This window comes from Tropicimonas sp. IMCC6043, from assembly GCF_004146235.1.
Classification (GTDB): domain Bacteria; phylum Pseudomonadota; class Alphaproteobacteria; order Rhodobacterales; family Rhodobacteraceae; genus Tropicimonas.
The window spans coordinates 1-18,095 of record NZ_SELO01000055.1 but is presented as its reverse complement, the minus strand read 5'-3'; the positions used below and the strand labels follow the sequence as shown (position 1 = coordinate 18,095).

7 protein-coding genes and 4 pseudogenes are annotated in these 18,095 nt (G+C 62.8%); 2 read left to right on the top strand and 9 right to left on the bottom strand.

The window, feature by feature from the left end; all coding sequences use genetic code 11:
- From EU800_RS27720 to groES, 4 genes and pseudogenes are all read right to left on the bottom strand, one after another.
- Positions 1-73 (bottom strand): annotated as a pseudogene (locus EU800_RS27720) (IS6 family transposase); the annotation flags it as partial.
- 169 nt (positions 74-242) lie between these two features.
- Positions 243-377 (bottom strand): hypothetical protein, encoded by a 135-nt coding sequence (locus EU800_RS28995; RefSeq protein ID WP_256369788.1) that lies wholly within the window; start codon positions 375-377, stop codon positions 243-245.
- Between the two features lie 112 nt (positions 378-489).
- Positions 490-2,127 (bottom strand): chaperonin GroEL, encoded by a 1,638-nt coding sequence (gene groL / locus EU800_RS23335; RefSeq protein WP_129635902.1) that lies wholly within the window; start codon positions 2,125-2,127, stop codon positions 490-492.
- A gap of 36 nt (positions 2,128-2,163) precedes the next feature.
- Positions 2,164-2,451 carry a co-chaperone GroES gene (gene groES, locus EU800_RS23330; protein ID WP_129635901.1) on the bottom strand — a complete coding sequence of 96 codons (288 nt, stop codon included), beginning with the start codon at positions 2,449-2,451 and terminating at the stop codon, positions 2,164-2,166.
- A 437-nt stretch (positions 2,452-2,888) separates the two neighbouring features.
- Between groES and EU800_RS23325 the strand changes: the two genes are divergently transcribed.
- The gene (locus EU800_RS23325) at positions 2,889-4,148 is read left to right on the top strand and encodes a site-specific integrase (RefSeq protein ID WP_129635900.1); all 1,260 of its coding nucleotides are present in this window, start codon (positions 2,889-2,891) and stop codon (positions 4,146-4,148) included.
- A 27-nt stretch (positions 4,149-4,175) separates the two neighbouring features.
- Here the strand turns inward: EU800_RS23325 and EU800_RS23320 are convergent, their stop codons facing one another.
- The 3 genes and pseudogenes from EU800_RS23320 to EU800_RS23310 all read right to left on the bottom strand — a co-directional run bounded on the left by EU800_RS23320 (position 4,176) and on the right by EU800_RS23310 (position 6,762).
- Positions 4,176-4,637 (bottom strand): hypothetical protein, encoded by a 462-nt coding sequence (locus EU800_RS23320; RefSeq protein ID WP_129635899.1) that lies wholly within the window; start codon positions 4,635-4,637, stop codon positions 4,176-4,178.
- Positions 4,638-4,902: 265 nt separating this feature from the next.
- Positions 4,903-5,923: pseudogene (locus EU800_RS23315) on the bottom strand (IS110 family transposase).
- Positions 5,924-6,054: 131 nt separating this feature from the next.
- Positions 6,055-6,762, bottom strand: a complete 708-nt coding sequence (locus tag EU800_RS23310; RefSeq protein ID WP_129635898.1) for an IS6 family transposase — start codon at positions 6,760-6,762, stop codon at positions 6,055-6,057.
- A gap of 473 nt (positions 6,763-7,235) precedes the next feature.
- Here EU800_RS23310 and EU800_RS23305 point away from each other — a divergent pair, with 473 nt between their 5' ends.
- On the top strand, positions 7,236-15,857 hold the full coding sequence (locus EU800_RS23305) for a GH36-type glycosyl hydrolase domain-containing protein (RefSeq protein WP_165354816.1): 8,622 nt from the start codon (positions 7,236-7,238) through the stop codon (positions 15,855-15,857).
- Between the two features lie 386 nt (positions 15,858-16,243).
- Here EU800_RS23305 and EU800_RS23300 read toward each other — a convergent pair.
- Together EU800_RS23300 and EU800_RS23295 are read right to left on the bottom strand one after the other, a co-directional pair.
- Positions 16,244-17,264, bottom strand: a pseudogene (locus EU800_RS23300) (IS110 family transposase).
- 131 nt (positions 17,265-17,395) lie between these two features.
- A pseudogene (locus EU800_RS23295) lies at positions 17,396-17,849 on the bottom strand (transposase); the annotation flags it as partial.
- Positions 17,850-18,095 lie beyond the last annotated feature (246 nt).

Sequence of the window (18,095 nt, the reverse complement as noted above, 5' to 3'; positions counted from 1 at the left end):
CGTAGAGCATCACCGCCAGGCGGATGATCTCAGGGCTGGTCTTGAAGTATTTGAACGGGTCGCGTTTGGTCATCCGGGGACGCTACTCAGCCCCCTGCCCCATCTCAAGCCACGTTCTTCTGACACCACCTAACTGACCTATCCCGCACCACGACGGTGCGACGATTGCTTCGCAAGCAGCTATTGCTCGGGGACAATCCAATTCTTAATTGAGACGATCCCCGAGCGACGTCGCTGCAAGCCTACTTCTTCTTTTTCTCGCCGAGCGATACAGGCGCTTTCCCCTTGGAAAAGTCAGCTGTGGCAACGACCTTTTCCTTGACCTTCTTCGGCTTCTTCGCTTCGCGGTTCCCGCGGCTCTTGTCGCCTTTGGACATTTGGTTTCCTCTCAAGTCTGGGTGATTGTGATGTTTGGCGATCGATCTGGTCTATTCGCCAGTTCAGTTTTGCCCCATCGGCCAAACCCTTTCGGCCGATGGGGCGCGAGAGTTACATCATGCCGCTCATGGCATCCATTTCGGACATGCCCCCACTGCCACCGGCTTTCTGGGGCTTGTCGGCGACCATCGCTTCGGTGGTGATCAGCAAGCCCGCGACCGAAGCCGCATATTCGAGCGAGATCCGGACAACCTTGGTCGGGTCGATGATGCCCGCCTTCAGCATATCGCCGTAGGTTTCCGACTGCGCGTCGAAACCGAAGGCGATACTGTCATTCTCGATAACCCGTCCGGCAACGACCGATCCATCGACGCCGGCGTTTTCGGCGATCTGGCGCAACGGCGCCTGGATGGCGCGTCGTACGATCTTGATCCCGGCATCCTGATCCCCGTTCTCACCCTTGAGACCGGCGAGGGCCTTGCCGGCATGCACCAGAGCAACACCGCCTCCTGGCACGACGCCTTCTTCGACTGCTGCGCGCGTGGCATGCAGCGCATCGTCCACCCTGTCCTTTCGCTCCTTCACTTCGATCTCGGTCGAGCCGCCAACCTTGATGATGGCAATCCCGCCCGCAAGCTTGGCCAGCCGCTCCTGCAACTTCTCTTTGTCGTAGTCGGAAGTTGTCTCTTCCATCTGAGCTCGGATCTGGGTCACACGGGATGCGATCGCCGCCTTGTCGCCGGCACCGTCGATGACAGTGGTGTCATCCTTGGTGATCACGGCCCTTTTTGCGACCCCAAGCATGTCCAGCGTAACTTTCTCCAGCTTGGTTCCCAACTCGGCAGAGATCACCTGTCCGCCGGTAACGATGGCGAGGTCTTCCAACATCGCCTTGCGACGATCCCCAAAACCGGGTGCCTTGACGGCCGCGACCTTGAGGCCGCCGCGAAGCTTGTTGACAACCAGCGTGGCGAGCGCCTCGCCCTCGATGTCCTCGGCAACGATCAAAAGCTGCTTGTCGGCCTGAATGACCGCCTCGAGCAGCGGCACCATTGATTGCAGCGACGAAAGCTTCTTCTCGTGCAGCAGAATCACGCAATCCTCCAGCTCGACTGTCATCTTGGCTGTGTTGGTGATGAAGTAGGGGCTGAGATAGCCACGATCGAACTGCATGCCCTCGACCACCTCAGTCTCAGTTTCCAGCCCCTTGTTCTCTTCGACCGTAATGACGCCGTCGTTACCGACCTTTGCCATCGCATCAGCGATCTGCTGCCCAATGGCGGTCTCTCCGTTCGCGGAAATGGCCCCCACCTTGGCGATCTCGTTGCTGTCGCCGACAGGGCGCGACATTGCCTTGACCTCGCCCACCACCAAGGCAACGGCCTTGTCGATGCCGCGTTTGAGATCCATCGGGTTCATGCCCGCCGCAACCGACTTCAAGCCTTCCTTGATGATCGCCTGCGCTAGGACGGTTGCAGTAGTTGTGCCGTCACCGGCTTCGTCATTTGTGCGCGAGGCGACCTCGCGAACCATCTGCGCGCCCATGTTCTCGAATGGGTCCGAGAGTTGGATTTCCTTCGCGACGGTCACACCGTCCTTGGTGATGCGCGGCGCGCCGTATGATTTGTCGAGAATGACGTTGCGACCTTTGGGACCGAGAGTGATCTTGACCGCGTTGGAAAGCGTGTTGATGCCATTGAGCATCCGGTTGCGGGCGTCGGTACTGAACCTTACGTCTTTTGCAGACATGTAGAGTGCTCCTGAAAGAGGTTTTCGGCGTCGGGATCAGGCAAGAATGCCGAGGATGTCACTCTCCTTCATGATCAGGAGGTCATCGCCGTCGAGTTTGATTTCAGACCCGGACCACTTGCCGAACAAGATCTTGTCGCCGGTCTTTACATCCATGGCGATGCGCTCGCCATCTTCGCCCCTGGCGCCAGCGCCAACGGAGACAACTTCGCCTTCCTGCGGTTTTTCCTTTGCGGAATCGGGAATGATGAGCCCGCCCTTGGTCTTCTCGTCGCCTTCGATGCGACGAACCAGAACCCGGTCATGGAGAGGGATGAATGGCACGGAAATACTCCTTCTCGAGTTTCCCTGAGGTGGATGCAAATGTCATGAAGTGGACTGGCACTCTCCGAACTTGAGTGCCAATTCAATACAGATGGTGGCCGGCACAGGCGGCGGCAATGGCACTCAAAGAAATTAATCCGTCGAACCTCGACTGAAGCCCCTCGTGACGTTGGAGCTTGGCAGGTGGCGGATGTCTCTTGTTGAACGGACTACACCGCAAGGCAGACCTTTGTTCAGGATGCAGCGAATTCCCACCGTCGCCGACCCGGCTTCCATTTGCGAAACTCGGCGGACCAATATGACCCGGACCGCCCCGGGGTGGCGCGCCACCGCCGTCTTTCCGCCACCCTGCGCCACCCCGCCACCCCTTGCCGTCTGCTTCGCTTGATATGGGCGCGAATCTACGCGTCATGTCAGAAGCGAAGGAGGCGAGTTGCATGGTCAACCGACTGCGATTGAATGAGAAAACCGTCCGGGACGCCGATCCGGCCGAGGGGCGCGACTACCAGATCTTCGACAGCGAGGTGCGGGGCTTCGCGGTCTGCATCTACAGGTCCGGAAGCCGGGCGTTCACCGTGGATTATCGCCATGCCGGCCGGCAGCGCCGGATGACGATTGGGCGCTGGCCGGAATGGACGACGACGGCGGCGCGGGAGCGAGCGAAGGAGCTGCGGCGCGAGATCGACGCCGGAGAGGACCCGCTGGCCCAGCGCGAACAGGGACGCGAGGCACCGCGGTTCCAGGACCTGATCGACCGCTATGTCGATGTGCACCTGCCGAACCTGGCGCCGACCAATGCCTCGGATCAGAGATCGATGCTGAAGAAGCTGGTGGCGCCGGACTGGGGCAACAAGCTGGTGGCCGAGACCACCCCCTACGATGTCGAGAAGCTGCTGAACAAGATCGCCGCCTGCCGGGCGCGGCCCTCGAAGGCCAAGCCCAACAATCGCGCGCGAAAGCTTCAGGGTGCGAAGCCCACGCCGATCCGGGCCAACCGTACCGGCGAGGTGCTGCGCAAGATGTTCACCTATGCGCAGAGCTGGGGCTGGCGGGGCGACGACCCCGCCTCCGGCTTCCGCCGCCGGATCGAAAACCCACGTGAGCGGTTCCTGAACCAGCAGGAGATCCGAAAGCTCGCCGCCGCGCTGGACGCCGCTGAGGATCGCCGCGCTGCCGACATCATCCGGCTCTGCATGCTGACCGGTGCCCGCGTCGGAGAGGTCCGGCAGGCCCGCTGCGAGCATTTCAACCTTGAGCACCTGAGCTGGACAAAGCCCGCCAGCATGACCAAGCAGCGAAAGATCCACCGGCTGCCGATCTCGGACGAGGCGGCGGCGATCGTGCGACAGCGCCAGATGCTGGTACCCCGCGGTTCCCAGTGGCTGTTTCCGGGCGATGTGCCCGGCCAGCCGGTCAAGGAGATCCGCCGGTTCTGGAGCCAGCTCCAGAAGGAGGTGAACATCCCCGATGTTCGCATCCACGATTTGCGACACACCTTCGCCTCTCTCCTGGTGAGCGGTGGCGCCTCGCTGGAGATGAAAGGCAAGCTCTTGGGCCACAGCCAGACGCAGACCACCCAGCGCTATGCCCACCTCATGGACTCGCCGCTGCGGGCCGGTGTCGATGCCGTGGCCAGCGCCTTCCGGCCCCGGCCGAAGCTGGTGCACGATACGGAGGAGACGCGGAGGGCTGGCTGAGCCCTCCCGCATCTTGCTCCCTCAATGTCAGGCGGATATCTGCAGGGACTTCCAGGCAGGGGTGAGGCGCCGGCGGATCGTTCGCTCGTCCGGCACCTCGCCGCTCTTCGAGTTCATCGCGAACCACTCCTGAATCCGGCCGATCCATTCCGCCTGGGTCGCCGGAACGCCCTGCTCATGGATCCGCAACATCTCAGCCAGGAATGCGTCGTCCCAGGCGTATCTCGGGGTGGTCCCGATATCTGAGGCCGGACGGCGCGACAGGTCATGCTGATCCTCGAAACGAATGACCTCCTCACCACGGATCATCAGGTCGGCGAGCGTCACCTCGATCCCCTCCTCGGGGTCCGTGACAAACGACCAGTCTGTCGCGCCGGGTGGCCGGATGTGGTGAATGCGCCCGGTCACCGGAATGGTGCCATATCGGCGGAACATCGGCAGGACATCCATGACCGACACCGCCACCAACCCCTCCAAGGGTGGTGTCATTTGTGGACGACCCCGGTTTTGCAAGGGATTTCTTGTGTGACTTTGGTCGAAGCAAGCTGCAGTCATTTGTCCGGCCTTTATGCGCGGCACCATTGACCGCTGGCCTTGATGAAGTCCGCGTGCCGGGTCCCGATCAGACCAGCGAGCTTCGAAGCCCTGACACCACCTCGGGGTGTCCCAGCAGCGGATCCATTCGATCATCATCTCTCACATTCGCCCTTGCATCTCTTCGCGGCGATGTTTGCGCCGCGTGTCGTTCCTTTGTTCAAATGACCGGTTCGGCCCTGTAGGTTTCTCCCTTCGCAAGCAGGGCCCATGCGGTTCGGGCGGTCTTGTTGGCGATAGCCACGGTGACGAGCCTCGTTGGTTTGCGTTCAAGAAGGGATCGGACCCAGGCCCCGGTTCGTGTGTGAGTGGTTTCAGCGCGCCGCGTCACTGATGTGGCGCCAACGACCAGCAGGCGGCGGAGGTAGCCGTTGCCCATCTTCGAAACGCGTCCTAGCCGGTCCTTACCGCCGGATGAGTTCTGTCGCGGCACAAGCCCCAGCCAAGCCGCGAACTGCCGGCCAGATTTGAAGACTGCCGGATCGGGAACGCTGGCGGCGAGCGCCGTGGCGGTGATGATGCCCACGCCCGGGATCGTTTCGAGCCGCTGGCTTGCTGCGTTCTGCCGATGCCAGGCCAGCAGCTGTCGCTCGATGCCTCGGATCTCTTCGGCCAGGTGCTCGAGTTGCGCCCCCAGTGTCAGAAGCGCGGAGCGGGCGATCGCCGGCAGGGTCAGGTCATCCGGCTCACTCAGGCGCGTGGCGAGGGCGACAATCCTTGCGGGACCTTGAGCCGTGACGATCCCGAACTCCGCAAGCTGCGCCCGGATCGCATTGAGGACCATGATCCTTTGCCGCATCAGAAGATCGCGTGATCGATGCAGGACCAGGACGCTCTGCTGCTCTTCGGTCTTGGCGGGCACGAAGCGCATGTTCGGCCGCGTAACGGCCTCGCAGATCGCCTCGGCATCCGCCGCATCGTTTTTCTGCCGCTTTACATAGGGCTTCACGTATGCGGGCGGGATCAACCGGACCTCATGGCCGAGCGCCGCAATCTCCCGCGCCCAGAAGTGTGAGGTCGGACAGGCTTCGATGCCGATCATGCAGGGCTCCCTTGCCGAGAAATTCGAGCACCGCCCCACGCCGCAGTTTCTTCTGCAAGACAACAGCGCCATCCGCATCCACCCCGTGAAGCTGGAACACGGACTTGGCCAGATCGATCCCGAGTGTTGTAATCTCCATGTGGTCGGCTCCTCTCCTTTGTTGGCTTTCACACAGTACCAACATGGCACAATGCGATGCCGTTCGGGTGGGGCCGTCCACACCATCAGACAGATTCGAACCAGTCTACGCAAGGGCAGGACCGCTGTCCCTTATGCCGCACCAAGTTGACGCCACTCGGCGAGAGCAGCGGCGCGGTTCTTCTTGAAGTTGGCTCTGGGGGAGAAGCTGCGCTCCGAGTTGAAATGGTTGAAGACCGAGGCGTGGACGGATGCGAACATCTGTAAACTTCGCATCCGCCGGAACCGTTGCATCGCCCGTTCTCGTCGTCGGAATGGCAGGTGCGAGTTCTCCGCCCGATTGTTGAGCCAGCGCCCAGTTTCCTGCCGGTCCACCGCGCCGACCTCCCGTAGCGCAGCACTGTAGGACCGCAGCTTGTCGGTGACGAAGACGTGCGGCCGACCATAGCGTTTCATTGTTTTCTTCAAGAATTTCAATGCGGCCTTCTTGTCGCGTGTCTTCGTCACATAGCTTTCGAGGACCTCGCCCTCTTGGTCGACGGCCCGCCACAAGTAGTGCCGTTCACCGTTGATCTTCACGAACATTTCGTCGAGATGCCAATACCATTGCGGCCCGGAACGCAGCCGCTCGGCGCGATTCATGCGGATCTCGGAGGCGAACATCGGTCCGAACCTGTTCCACCAGAACCGAACGGATTCATGACTGATTTCGATCCCGCGCTCGTGCAGCAGGTCCTCGACATTCCTCAGCGACAGCGAGAAGCGCACATAGAGCATCACGGCCAGGCGGATGATCTCCCGGCTTGTCCGGAAATACTTGAATGGGTCGTCTTTCGTCATCCCAAGACGCTACGAGACCACCCTGCCCTGCTCAAGTTTCATCGCCTTGACACCACCAGCACAAATGATCTTTCCGCCGAACGCTGATTTGAATCAGCACGGAAGCAGCAGACCTCCGCGATACTCCTAAAATGCACTGACGTACAACAGCGCAGCCGCCGGATTCCCGGCCAGCGGCACATGCTGTCTCCGCATAATCCATGCGAGATAAATTTCACATAAAAACAACTGTTTAGGAGAATACTATGGCGAAGGGCAGAAGCCGTCGCGGCAGAGAGGACAAGAAACCGAAGCAGAAGAAGGCCGAACCGGCTCCGGCACCCTCCTTCAGCAAGGGTTTGACGATCAACACAAAGTCGAAGGGGGAAAAGACCTGACCTGGGCCATCTTGTGCGATCGCCTGGACCGGGGCACGAAACGCGCATCCCCGGGGCAAGTGGGCAAATTCGCCTGCTTGCCAGCAGGATTCTAGTATGGGTGCATGGGCTCCGCCTCAACTCTACCTCGGCCGCACTCGCACCTCGCCTTGGAAGAGCGTCGCACCGGTACGCGCCGAGCTTTTCGGTATCGAAAGACTGGAGCAACATGCGAAGAGCTTGGCCGAGGTGCAACGCGTTTGCGCCTCCGCACCGCGTGTAGCATCACTGCGCCAGCGACTGGACGATAATGCTACTGCGCTGCGGGCGACCCGCAATGCCTGTCTCTCCGAGTTGGCGGCAGGGAGATCAGTTGTCCCCGCCGCCCAGTGGATGGTCGACAATTTCCACAGGGTCGAAGCGCAGGTGCGCGACTGCCGTACGGATTTGCCGCCCAGCTACTACAAGCTTCTGCCAAAACTTGCCCAAGGGCCGTTTCACGGCTATCCGCGTGTGTTCGAACTGATCTGGGCCTTTGTCGCCCACACGGACAGCCATCTCGATGCACCCGCCTTGTCGCGCTTTCTGCGCGCCTATCAGCAGGTGCAACCCCTAACCATAGGAGAGCTGTGGGCGGTTCCGATAACGCTCCGCCTCGTACTTCTGGAAAACCTGCGGCGGCTGGCCGACCAGATCAAATTCGGTCACAGAATGCGCCTCAATGCGGATGCCCTTGCGGACCGGCTCCTGAGTTCTGCCCAGACCGGGAGTAGTATTACTGCAGATATTGGCGCGTCGGAGCGCCTTTCCGAGATCTTTGCCGCGCAGTTGGCGAAACGGCTACGTGACTGCGACCCTGTCACGACCCCGGCCATCGGCTGGTTGGAGGATCGGCTGATCGAGCAGGGATCAAATGTCGATCTGGCGGTTCGGCATGCACAGGAGCGTCAGGGCGCATCGAACGTCACCGTGCGAAACGTCATCACCAGCATGCGCACGATCGCAGAGACGGACTGGCCAGAGCTCTTTGAAAGCGTCAGCCTGGTCGATACGAAGCTGCGGGAGCATCCCGGATTTTCCGCGATGGATTTTGCCAGCCGCAACCTGTACCGCAACGCCCTCGAGGATCTCGCCCGCCACAGTGACTATAGCGAACTGGATTTGGCCGAGCGCGTTCTGGCGACTGCGATGGCTGCGCCGGAAGCGGACGGCGGCCGGGTTTCCGATGCGGAAATCCTGAGGAGAAGTGATCCGGGCTGGCATCTCCTCGCCGAGGGCCGGGAGGCGTTCGAACGCCAGATCGGCTATCGAAACAGGGGATGGAATCGCCTCCGCTTCCGACCCGGTCTCCCTGGATACCTGGGCAGCATTCTTTGTGTCATCCTTGGGCTTCTCGCGCTAAGCGCGTGGAGCCTTGTGGCCCTTTCCGGCCCATCCGTGTCATGGACAGTGCTTGCGCTCTGGCTCATCGCAGCGGTCATCCCGGCCAGTGCCGTCGCTCAACTTCTCGTTGATACCATAGTGGCCTGGGCTGTGCCTGCCACGTCATTGCCGGGACTGGCGCTTGAGAGCGGTGTACCGGCCTCGCTGCGCACGCTCGTGGTTGTGCCGACAATGCTGACGAATGCCGCCGACCTTAACGAACAGCTCGAAGGGCTGGAGGTACATTATTTATCCGGTGCCCATGGAGATGTGACATTTGCCATCCTGACCGATGGGCTGGACGCTCCCGAAAAACACATGCCCGAGGATTCGCCGCTTATCGCATTGATCGACGTCGAAGTGGCCCGCCTGAACCAGCTCTACGGCGCGGGTCCTGCCGGCGAGCGTTTTCTGCATCTGCATCGTGACCGCCGCTACAACGCCACGGAACAGGTCTGGATGGGATGGGAACGCAAACGCGGCAAGCTGCACGAGCTCAATCGCCTATTGCTCGGTGCCGCCGATACCAACTACCGCACGGCAGACGGTCATGCGCCGGCCGTGCCCCCCGGGGTACGATACGTCCTGACGCTCGATTCCGACACCCGGATGCCTCGCGACGCGGCCTTGCGGCTGATAGGCAAGATGGCGCACCCGCTGAACCAGCCGATCCTCGACACAACCCTCAGGCGGGTCAGTGCTGGTCACGCGATTCTTCAGCCGAGGATTACCCCCGCGCTGCCTCCGGAACGGCACGGCACGGCTTTTCAGCGCGCGACCTCGGGTCCAGGCGGGATGGATCCCTATGCTGCCGCTGCGTCGGACATCTATCAGGATCTCTTCGGTGAGGGTTCTTTCACCGGCAAGGGCATTTACGATGTCGATGTGTTCCAAGCGGCGATGACCGGGCGCGTGCCCGAAAACACACTTCTCAGCCACGACCTTCTTGAAGGTATCTTTGCTCGAGCCGGGCTCGTCTCGGACGTGGAACTGATCGAGTCCTTTCCGGACCGGCAGGACCTCGCTGCGCGGCGCATCCATCGCTGGTGTCGCGGCGACTGGCAACTCCTGCCCTGGCTTGGCCGGAAAGGCGGGCTGGGCGCCCTGGGACGAGTCAAGGTGCTGGACACGCTGCGCCGCTCGTTGTTGGCCCCGGTTACGCTTATCCTGCTGACGCTGGGGTGGCTTATGCCCGGACCGGCGGCCTTGCTGGCGACGGCTGTGGCGCTGGTCGCCATGAGCCTGCCCGCTTTCCTGCACGCAGCCCTTTCCGCCGTTCCGCATCAGCGCCGCCTTCACATGGGCAACCACCTGCGCCTGATGCAGGAAGACCTTTCGCTCGCCGTGCTGCAAACCGGTCTGGCGGTCAGCTTTCTCGCCGACGCCGCCTGGCGCGCACTCGATGCCATCGCCCGCACACTCTGGCGGTTGACGGTTTCACGGCGGCATCTTCTGGAATGGACCACGGCCGCTTCGGCCTCGGCCGCCCCGCGCCCCGATTTGCAGGGATTTTTCCGTGCCATGGCGCCGGGGATCATGCTGGGACTGTCAGCCACAGGTTTGGCCGGCTTGTCCGCCCCTGGTGCGCTCCCCCTGATCCTGCCCTTTGCAGCCCTCTGGCTTGCCGCGCCGCTCATCGCCTTTCGCGTCAGTCAGCCCTCCCGGGCGCAACCCGACGCCGCCCTTACCCCGCAGGACGCACAGAATTTGCGCCTGATCGCACGCAGGACGTGGCACTATTTCGAGACGTTCGTCACGCCAGAAGACAGCCATCTGCCCCCCGACAACTTCCAGGAGCAGCCACACCCGACGCTTGCGCACCGCACGTCGCCCACCAATATCGGGCTCTATCTTCTGGCCACGGTCACAGCTCGAGATCTCGGCTGGATCGGCCTGCGCCAGGCAGCCAGCCGGATCACCGCGACCCTTGGCACAATGGAAACGCTTCCACGGGTAAAAGGACATTTCTACAACTGGTACGACACGCGCGACGGCCGGGTTCTGGATCCGCCCTATATCTCCTCGGTGGATAGCGGCAATCTGGCCGGCCATCTGATCGCACTGGCCAACGCCTGCGAAGAATGGGCCTCGCGTCCCGGCCCGGCGACACATCAGAGATCTCAGGGGCTGGCCGATCTTCTTGACCTGGTGGAGCGTGACGCAGAGCGGCTCAAGGCCCCGCTCGATGACTCTTGCAGCGAGGCGATCGGATCGCTGCGCGATGGCCTGAAGCAGGCTGAAGTCAACTGGCCCTTCCTGCAACGCCTCGCGGCCAAGGCCGAAAGCGCTGCTCCGCCGCTGGCGGCTATGCCTTCCCATGCGCCCCAATGGCTGTCCTTGCTTCGCGACGGATTGGCCGAAGCTGCGACAGATGCCGCATCGAGCGAGGCCGACCATGCCGCTCTGGCCGCTCAATTGCGTCGGCTGGGTGCGCTGGCCCGGAGGCTCGCGATGGACATGGACTTCGGCTTCCTGCTCGACCCCGAGCGCAAACTGCTGTCCATCGGCTACTCGGTACATGAGAACAGTCTCGACCCTTCTTGCTACGACCTCCTTGCCTCTGAGGCGCGTCTGGCCAGCCTCTTCGCCATCGCCAAACAGGATCTGCCCCAGCGTCATTGGTTCCGGTTAGGTCGGACGGTTACCGCAGCCCGTGGCGGCGCCGTTCTCGTCTCCTGGGCCGGCTCGATGTTCGAATACCTGATGCCAGGACTGGTGATGCGAGAACCCGAAGGCGGTCAGCTGGGCCGCACATGTCGGCTGATCGTCGAGGGCCAGATCGCCTACGGGAGGGCGCAAGGCGTCCCTTGGGGCATATCGGAATCCGGCTTCAATGCGCGGGATGTACAATTCAACTATCAGTATTCCACCTTCGGTGTGCCAGGGCTTGGGCTCAAGCGCGGGCTTGCCGAGGATCTGGTAATTGCGCCCTATGCGACCGGGCTGGCAGCGATGCTGGATCCCGGCGCCGCACGACGGAACTACGAAGACCTGGAGGCCATAGGCGGCCTCGGGACCTGTGGCTTCTATGAAGCACTCGACTTTACCCCCGACCGCGTGCTGCCGGGTAGCCGCGTTGCCGTGGTGCAAAGCTACATGGCGCATCATCAAGGGATGACCATCGTGGCGATCGCCAACGCACTGACCGGTGGCATGATGCGCCAAAGGTTCCACCATGAACCGATGGTTCATGCTGCTGAACTGCTACTGCAGGAAAAGCTTCCGCGCGATATCGACCGTGCCTTGCCGCAGCTCGATTACGCCACGCCCCGCGCGCACGCCCCGTCGGAGGCAGACTGGGGTCGCCGTGTCGCCGGTCGCCCGAGCGGACCGACAGTCACCCATCTCATGTCCAACGGCCGCTATGCAGTGATGCTAACCGCCACGGGGGGCAGTTACAGTCGCTGGGGCGATATTGCGCTCACCCGCTGGCGCGAAGACGCGACACGCGACCAGCACGGAACCACACTGCACCTCCGGGATCTCTCTGACGGCTCCGAACAGAGGTTCGGACCGGGCGCGCCGGATACCGCCGACGAGGAGGACGTGCAGTTCTTTGAGGATCACGCGACCTTCACCGCCCGGACCGGCCAGCTCGAAACGGTGCTTGATGTTCTCGTCTCGGGCGAGGCGGATGCGGAGGTGCGACGCCTGTCGGTAACCAATGGCGGGCGCAAACCCCGTGAACTGGATGTAACGTCCTACGTTGAGTTGACGCTGGCGGATCCGGCCTCAGAACTGGCGCATCCGGCCTTCTCGCGGATGTTCGTTCAGACCGAGTTCCTGCCCGAATACGGCGCGTTGATTGCATGGCGCCGGCGGCGCAGCCCCGAGGAACCGGAAATCTGGGTGGCGCAGTTCACCGTGGTCGAGGGCACGACCGTCGCGCCACTGCAATATGACAGTGATCGCAACAGCGCGTTCGGCCGCGATCACGACCAGACCCAGCCTCGCGCGACAACTGATCCGGCCCCTCTCGCCGGGATCACGGGCACGGTGCTGGACCCGGTTTTCGCCCTGCGCAACCGGCTTCTGATCGCGCCTGGACGCACCGCACGGGTTCTGCTCTGGATGGTGGCTGCCGACAGCCGCGAGGCGTTGATGGATCTGATCGACCGGCACCACGACCGTAGCGCCTATGAGCGCGCGCGGACCCTGGCATGGACCCAGGCTCAGGTGCAACTGCGCCATCTCGCCATCTCGCCGACCGAAGCCGCCGACTTCCAACGCCTCGCCGCCCCGATCCTCTATCATGATCGCCGTTTCCGCCTGCCATCTTCCACCCTGATACGGGGCGCCGGACGTCAATCCGGGCTTTGGTCGCTCGCGATTTCCGGCGATCTGCCGATCGTGGTACTGCGCATCGACGATCCCGCCGATATCGGACAGGTTCGTGCCTTGCTTCAGGCCCATGAATACTGGCTGGGAAAGCAGCTTGCGGTCGATCTCGTGATCCTCAACGAGCATCCGGCCTCCTATGTCAAGGATCTGCAGATCGCCATCGACATCGCCTTGCGCAGCAGCCATTCCCGTCCCGGCGACGACAAGCGACCGGCCCGGGGTACCGTGTTTGCGTTGCGCTCCGACCTGATCGCAGCAGATACGAGGGCGCTGCTCCTGGCTGCATCGCGCGTGGTGATGCAGGCTCGGCGCGGCAAGATCGGCGAACAGCTCGACGCCCTTCTCGCCGATCCTGTCACGGCGGTCTCCATGACCGTCGACACTCGACAGGACGGGACCGATGCGCCCTCCCCCCATGCCCCCCGCCAAGGAGCAATCAGGTGGGGCAGGACTGCTCGGCATCAGGACGAGACCAAGCAGAAATCCGACGGCGCGGACCTCGAGTTCTTCAATGGTACAGGCGGGTTTGACCGGGAGGGGCGAGAATATGTCATCCGCCTCGGCCCATCGGACAGCACGCCTGCCCCATGGATCAATGTGATCGCCAATCCGGGCTTCGGGTTCCAGGTCTCCGCCAGCGGCAGCGGCTTCGCCTGGGCCGAGAACAGCCGCGACAACCAGCTGACGCCCTGGTCCAATGACGCTGTCGCAGACCCTCCGGGTGAGGCAATCTACATCCGCGACGACGAAAGCGGCGTGTTGTTTTCCCCGACAGCGCGCCCTCTGCCGCTATCTGCGGGGGCTGGTCCGCACATCGTGCGCCACGGTTTCGGCTACAGCCGGTTCGAGCATCAGGTGGATGGCATAGACTGCGATATGGTTCAGTTCGTGCCGCGGGCCGATCCGGTCAGGGTCTCGCGGCTGCTCTTGCGCAATTCTGGGACACTGCCCCGGAGGTTGAGCGTAGTCGCCTATAGCGAACCCGTCATGGGTCAATCGCGCGCCGCCTCGGCCCCGTTCCTCGTAACTTCGCATGAGCCGGAAACAGGCGCGCTTCTGGTCCAGAATCCGTGGAACACCGCCTTTCCCGGCCGGGTGATGTTCGCGGCGCTCAACGCGCCGACCGGTCCGGCCGAGGCGTGGACAGGAGATCGCGCCGAATTCCTGGGCTTCGACGGCAGTCATGCCGATCCCGCCGCGTTGCGTCTGGGTGCCGTGATGTCGCGGCGGGTCGGAGCGGGACTCGATCCCTGCCTTGCGCTGAAAAAGACACTTACCCTGGACCCTGGCGAAAGCATCGAGATCGTCCATCTCCTCGGCCAATGCACCGACGCGGCAGCGGTCGTCCCTCTTCTGAAAAAGCTCCGATCCGCCAACATGCAAGCCGAACTGGCCGCGGTACAGACCTATTGGGACGAAACACTGGGCGATCTCCAGATCACAACGCCGGACCGGGCGATGGATATCATGGTCAACGGCTGGCTGCCCTATCAGGCGCTCGCCTGCCGGATCGAGGCGCGTGCGGCCTTCTACCAGGCAAGCGGAGCATATGGGTTCCGCGACCAGTTGCAGGACAACATGGCTTTCATGCTGACGCGCCCCGACCGCACCCGCGCGCATCTGCTGCGGGTCGCGGCCCGCCAATTCCCGGAAGGCGACGTCCAGCACTGGTGGCTGCCGCATTCCGGCCAGGGGGTGCGGACGCGCATTTCCGACGATTGCGTCTGGCTGGGCCATGCTGTCGCCGCCTATGTGACGAGTACGGGAGATAGGGCGATACTGGACGAACAGGTGCCCTTCATCGAAGGGCATCGCCTCGGAGAGAACGAACACGACGCGTTCTTCCTTCCTGACAATGCGGGCCACGGTGCGTCCCTCTTCGATCACTGCGCCCTCGGTCTGGACCGCGCGCTCGACCTGACCGGGCGGCACGGCCTGCCGCTCATCGGCAGCGGCGACTGGAACGACGGGATGAACCGCGTCGGCGCCGCCGGCCGCGGCGAAAGCGTCTGGCTAGGCTGGCTGCTGCTACAGACACTCGGAGCATTCGTGCCGCTTGCGGAAAAGCACGACCCTGCCCGGGCACGGCGCTGGCGCGCGCAGGCCGAAACGCTGCGCCAATCCATGGAATCCCATGCCTGGGATGGTGACTGGTACCGCCGCGCGACGTTCGATGACGGAACATGGCTGGGAGCGGCCGGCTCCCCGGCCTGTTGCATCGACTCGATCCCGCAAAGCTGGGCGGTGCTGTCCGGACAGGCCGATCCCGATCGCGCGCGACGCGCGATGGAGGCAGTGGACAGCCATCTGATCGACCGCGAAAACGATTTGGCACGGCTGTTCACTCCTCCCTTCGGAACCGATCCCGACTTGCGCTCGCAGGATCCGGGCTACATCGCCGGCTATCCGCCCGGGCTGCGCGAGAATGGCGGGCAGTACAGCCATGCAGCAATGTGGTCCATCCTGGCCTGGGCGCGACTGGGGCGTGGCGAGCGCGCGGTGGACCTCTTCGCGATGCTCAATCCGATCAACCACGCCCGGACGCCCGAGGGCGTACAACGCTACAAGACCGAACCCTATGCCGTGGCCGCCGATGTCTATTCTGTTGCCCCGCATATCGGACGCGGCGGCTGGAGCTGGTACACGGGCTCGGCCGCCTGGATGCACCGCGCGGCCGTCGAAGGTATCCTTGGCGTGACCCGAGACTGTGACCGCCTGCGGATCGCACCCAACATCCCCTCGGACTGGCCGGGGTTTTCAATGACGCTGCGAGTGGCGGGCACGTCGAGCAGGATCCAGATCGAGAGAGCGGACCATGCGGAGGCCACGCTAGATGGCCTCCCCATCACGCCCGGGTCAGTCGTGTTCCTGCCGCTGGACGGCGGGTCCCACGACCTGAATCTGGCTCTCGGTCCCGTTGCGCCGGCCGAGACCGCGGCCGCGGGCGACGCCGCAGCCCGCCCGAGCCCCCCCTGACTGACCGCCGCCACCCAGCCGACCCGATTCGGAATGACAGCACCGACGCGCCAGCATGATCTGGCGCATTTCCAGAGTTGGCGGTTCCGACGGAAGAGCCGGCATTCGAAGGTGGTGTCATTTGTGGACGGCCCCGGTTTTGCAAGGGATTTCTTGTGTGACTTTGGTCGAAGCAAGCTGCAGTCATTTGTCCGGCCTTTATGCGCGGCACCATTGACCGCTGGCCTTGATGAAGTCCGCGTGCCGGGTCCCGATCAGACCAGCGAGCTTCGAAGCCCTGACACCACCTCGGGGTGTCCCAGCAGCGGATCCATTCGATCATCATCTCTCACATTCGCCCTTGCATCTCTTCGCGGCGATGTTTGCGCCGCGTGTCGTTCCTTTGTTCAAATGACCGGTTCGGCCCTGTAGGTTTCTCCCTTCGCAAGCAGGGCCCATGCGGTTCGGGCGGTCTTGTTGGCGATAGCCACGGTGACGAGCCTCGTTGGTTTGCGTTCAAGAAGGGATCGGACCCAGGCCCCGGTTCGTGTGTGAGTGGTTTCAGCGCGCCGCGTCACTGATGTGGCGCCAACGACCAGCAGGCGGCGGAGGTAGCCGTTGCCCATCTTCGAAACGCGTCCTAGCCGGTCCTTACCGCCGGATGAGTTCTGTCGCGGCACAAGCCCCAGCCAAGCCGCGAACTGCCGGCCAGATTTGAAGACCGCCGGATCGGGAACGCTGGCGGCGAGCGCCGTGGCGGTGATGATGCCCACGCCCGGGATCGTTTCGAGCCGCTGGCTTGCTGCGTTCTGCCGGTGCCAGGCCAGCAACTGTCGCTCGATGCTTCGAATCTCTTCGGCCAGGTGCTCGAGTTGCACCCCCAATGACAGAAGTGCGCAACGGGCGATCGCCGGAAGGGTCAGATCATCCGGCTCTCGAAGGCGCCTGACCAGGGCGACAATCCTTGCGGGACCCTGGGCCACGACGATCCCGAACTCCGCAAGCTGCGCCCGGATCGCATTGAGGACCATGATCCTTTGCCGCATCAGAAGATCGCGTGATCGATGCAGGACCAGGACGCTCTGCTGCTCTTCGGTCTTGGCGGGCACGAAGCGCATTTTCGGCCGCGTAACGGCCTCGCAGATCGCCTCGGCATCCGCCGCATCGTTTTTCTGCCGCTTTACACAGGGCTTCACGTATGCGGGCGGGATCAACCGGACCTCATGGCCGAGCGCCGCAATCTCCCGCGCCCAGAAGTGTGAGGTCGGACAGGCTTCGATGCCGATCATGCAGGGCTCCCTTGCCGAGAAATTCGAGCACCGCCCCACGCCGCAGTTTCTTCTGCAAGACAACAGCGCCATCCGCATCCACCCCGTGAAGCTGGAACACGGACTTGGCCAGATCGATCCCGAGTGTTGTAATCTCCATGTGGTCGGCTCCTCTCCTTTGTTGGCTTTCACACAGTACCAACATGGCACAATGCGATGCCGTTCGGGTGGGGCCGTCCACACCATCAGACAGATTCGAACCAGTCTACGCAAGGGCAGGACCGCTGTCCCTTATTCCGCGCCGAGTTCACGCCACTCGGCGAGAGCAGCGGCGCGGTTCTTCTTGAAGTTGGCTCTGGGGAAGAAGCTGCGCTCCGAGTTGAAATGGTTTGAGACGGAGGCGTGGACGGATGCGAACATCTGTAAACTTCGCATGCGTCGGAAGCGTTGCATCGCCCGCTCTCGTCGTCGAAACGGCAGGTGCGAATTCTCCGCCCTGTTGTTCCGCCAGCGCCCAGTTTCCTGCCGGTCCGCTGCGCCGACTTCCCTCAGCGCCGCACCGTAGGAGCGGAGCTTGTCAGTGACGAAGATATGTGGCCGGCCGTACCGCCGCATCGTTTTCTTCAAGAATTTCAATGCCGCTTTTCTTGTCTCGCGTCGTCGTCGCGAAGCTTTCCAGCACCTCGCCCTCATGATCGACGGCCCGCCACAAGTAGTGCCGTTCGCCGTTGATCTTCACGAAAAGGCGAGTGGCGCGGGGGACTTTCACCCCCGCGCTCTCTCAGAACCGGACGTGATACTCTCGCATCATCCGGCTCCCATTGTTCAGCCATATCCGTGCAACAGCGGCCAGTGGGCGAACATCCGGGGTTGGCGTTGCGCAATGCGCAGGAGCCAGTGCCGGGAACGCCGTTTGTGACCACGCAGGGCTTTATACTTTCCGGAAGCCCATCGCGCGAGATATCGCTCGATGTTCCAAAGGGTGGGATAC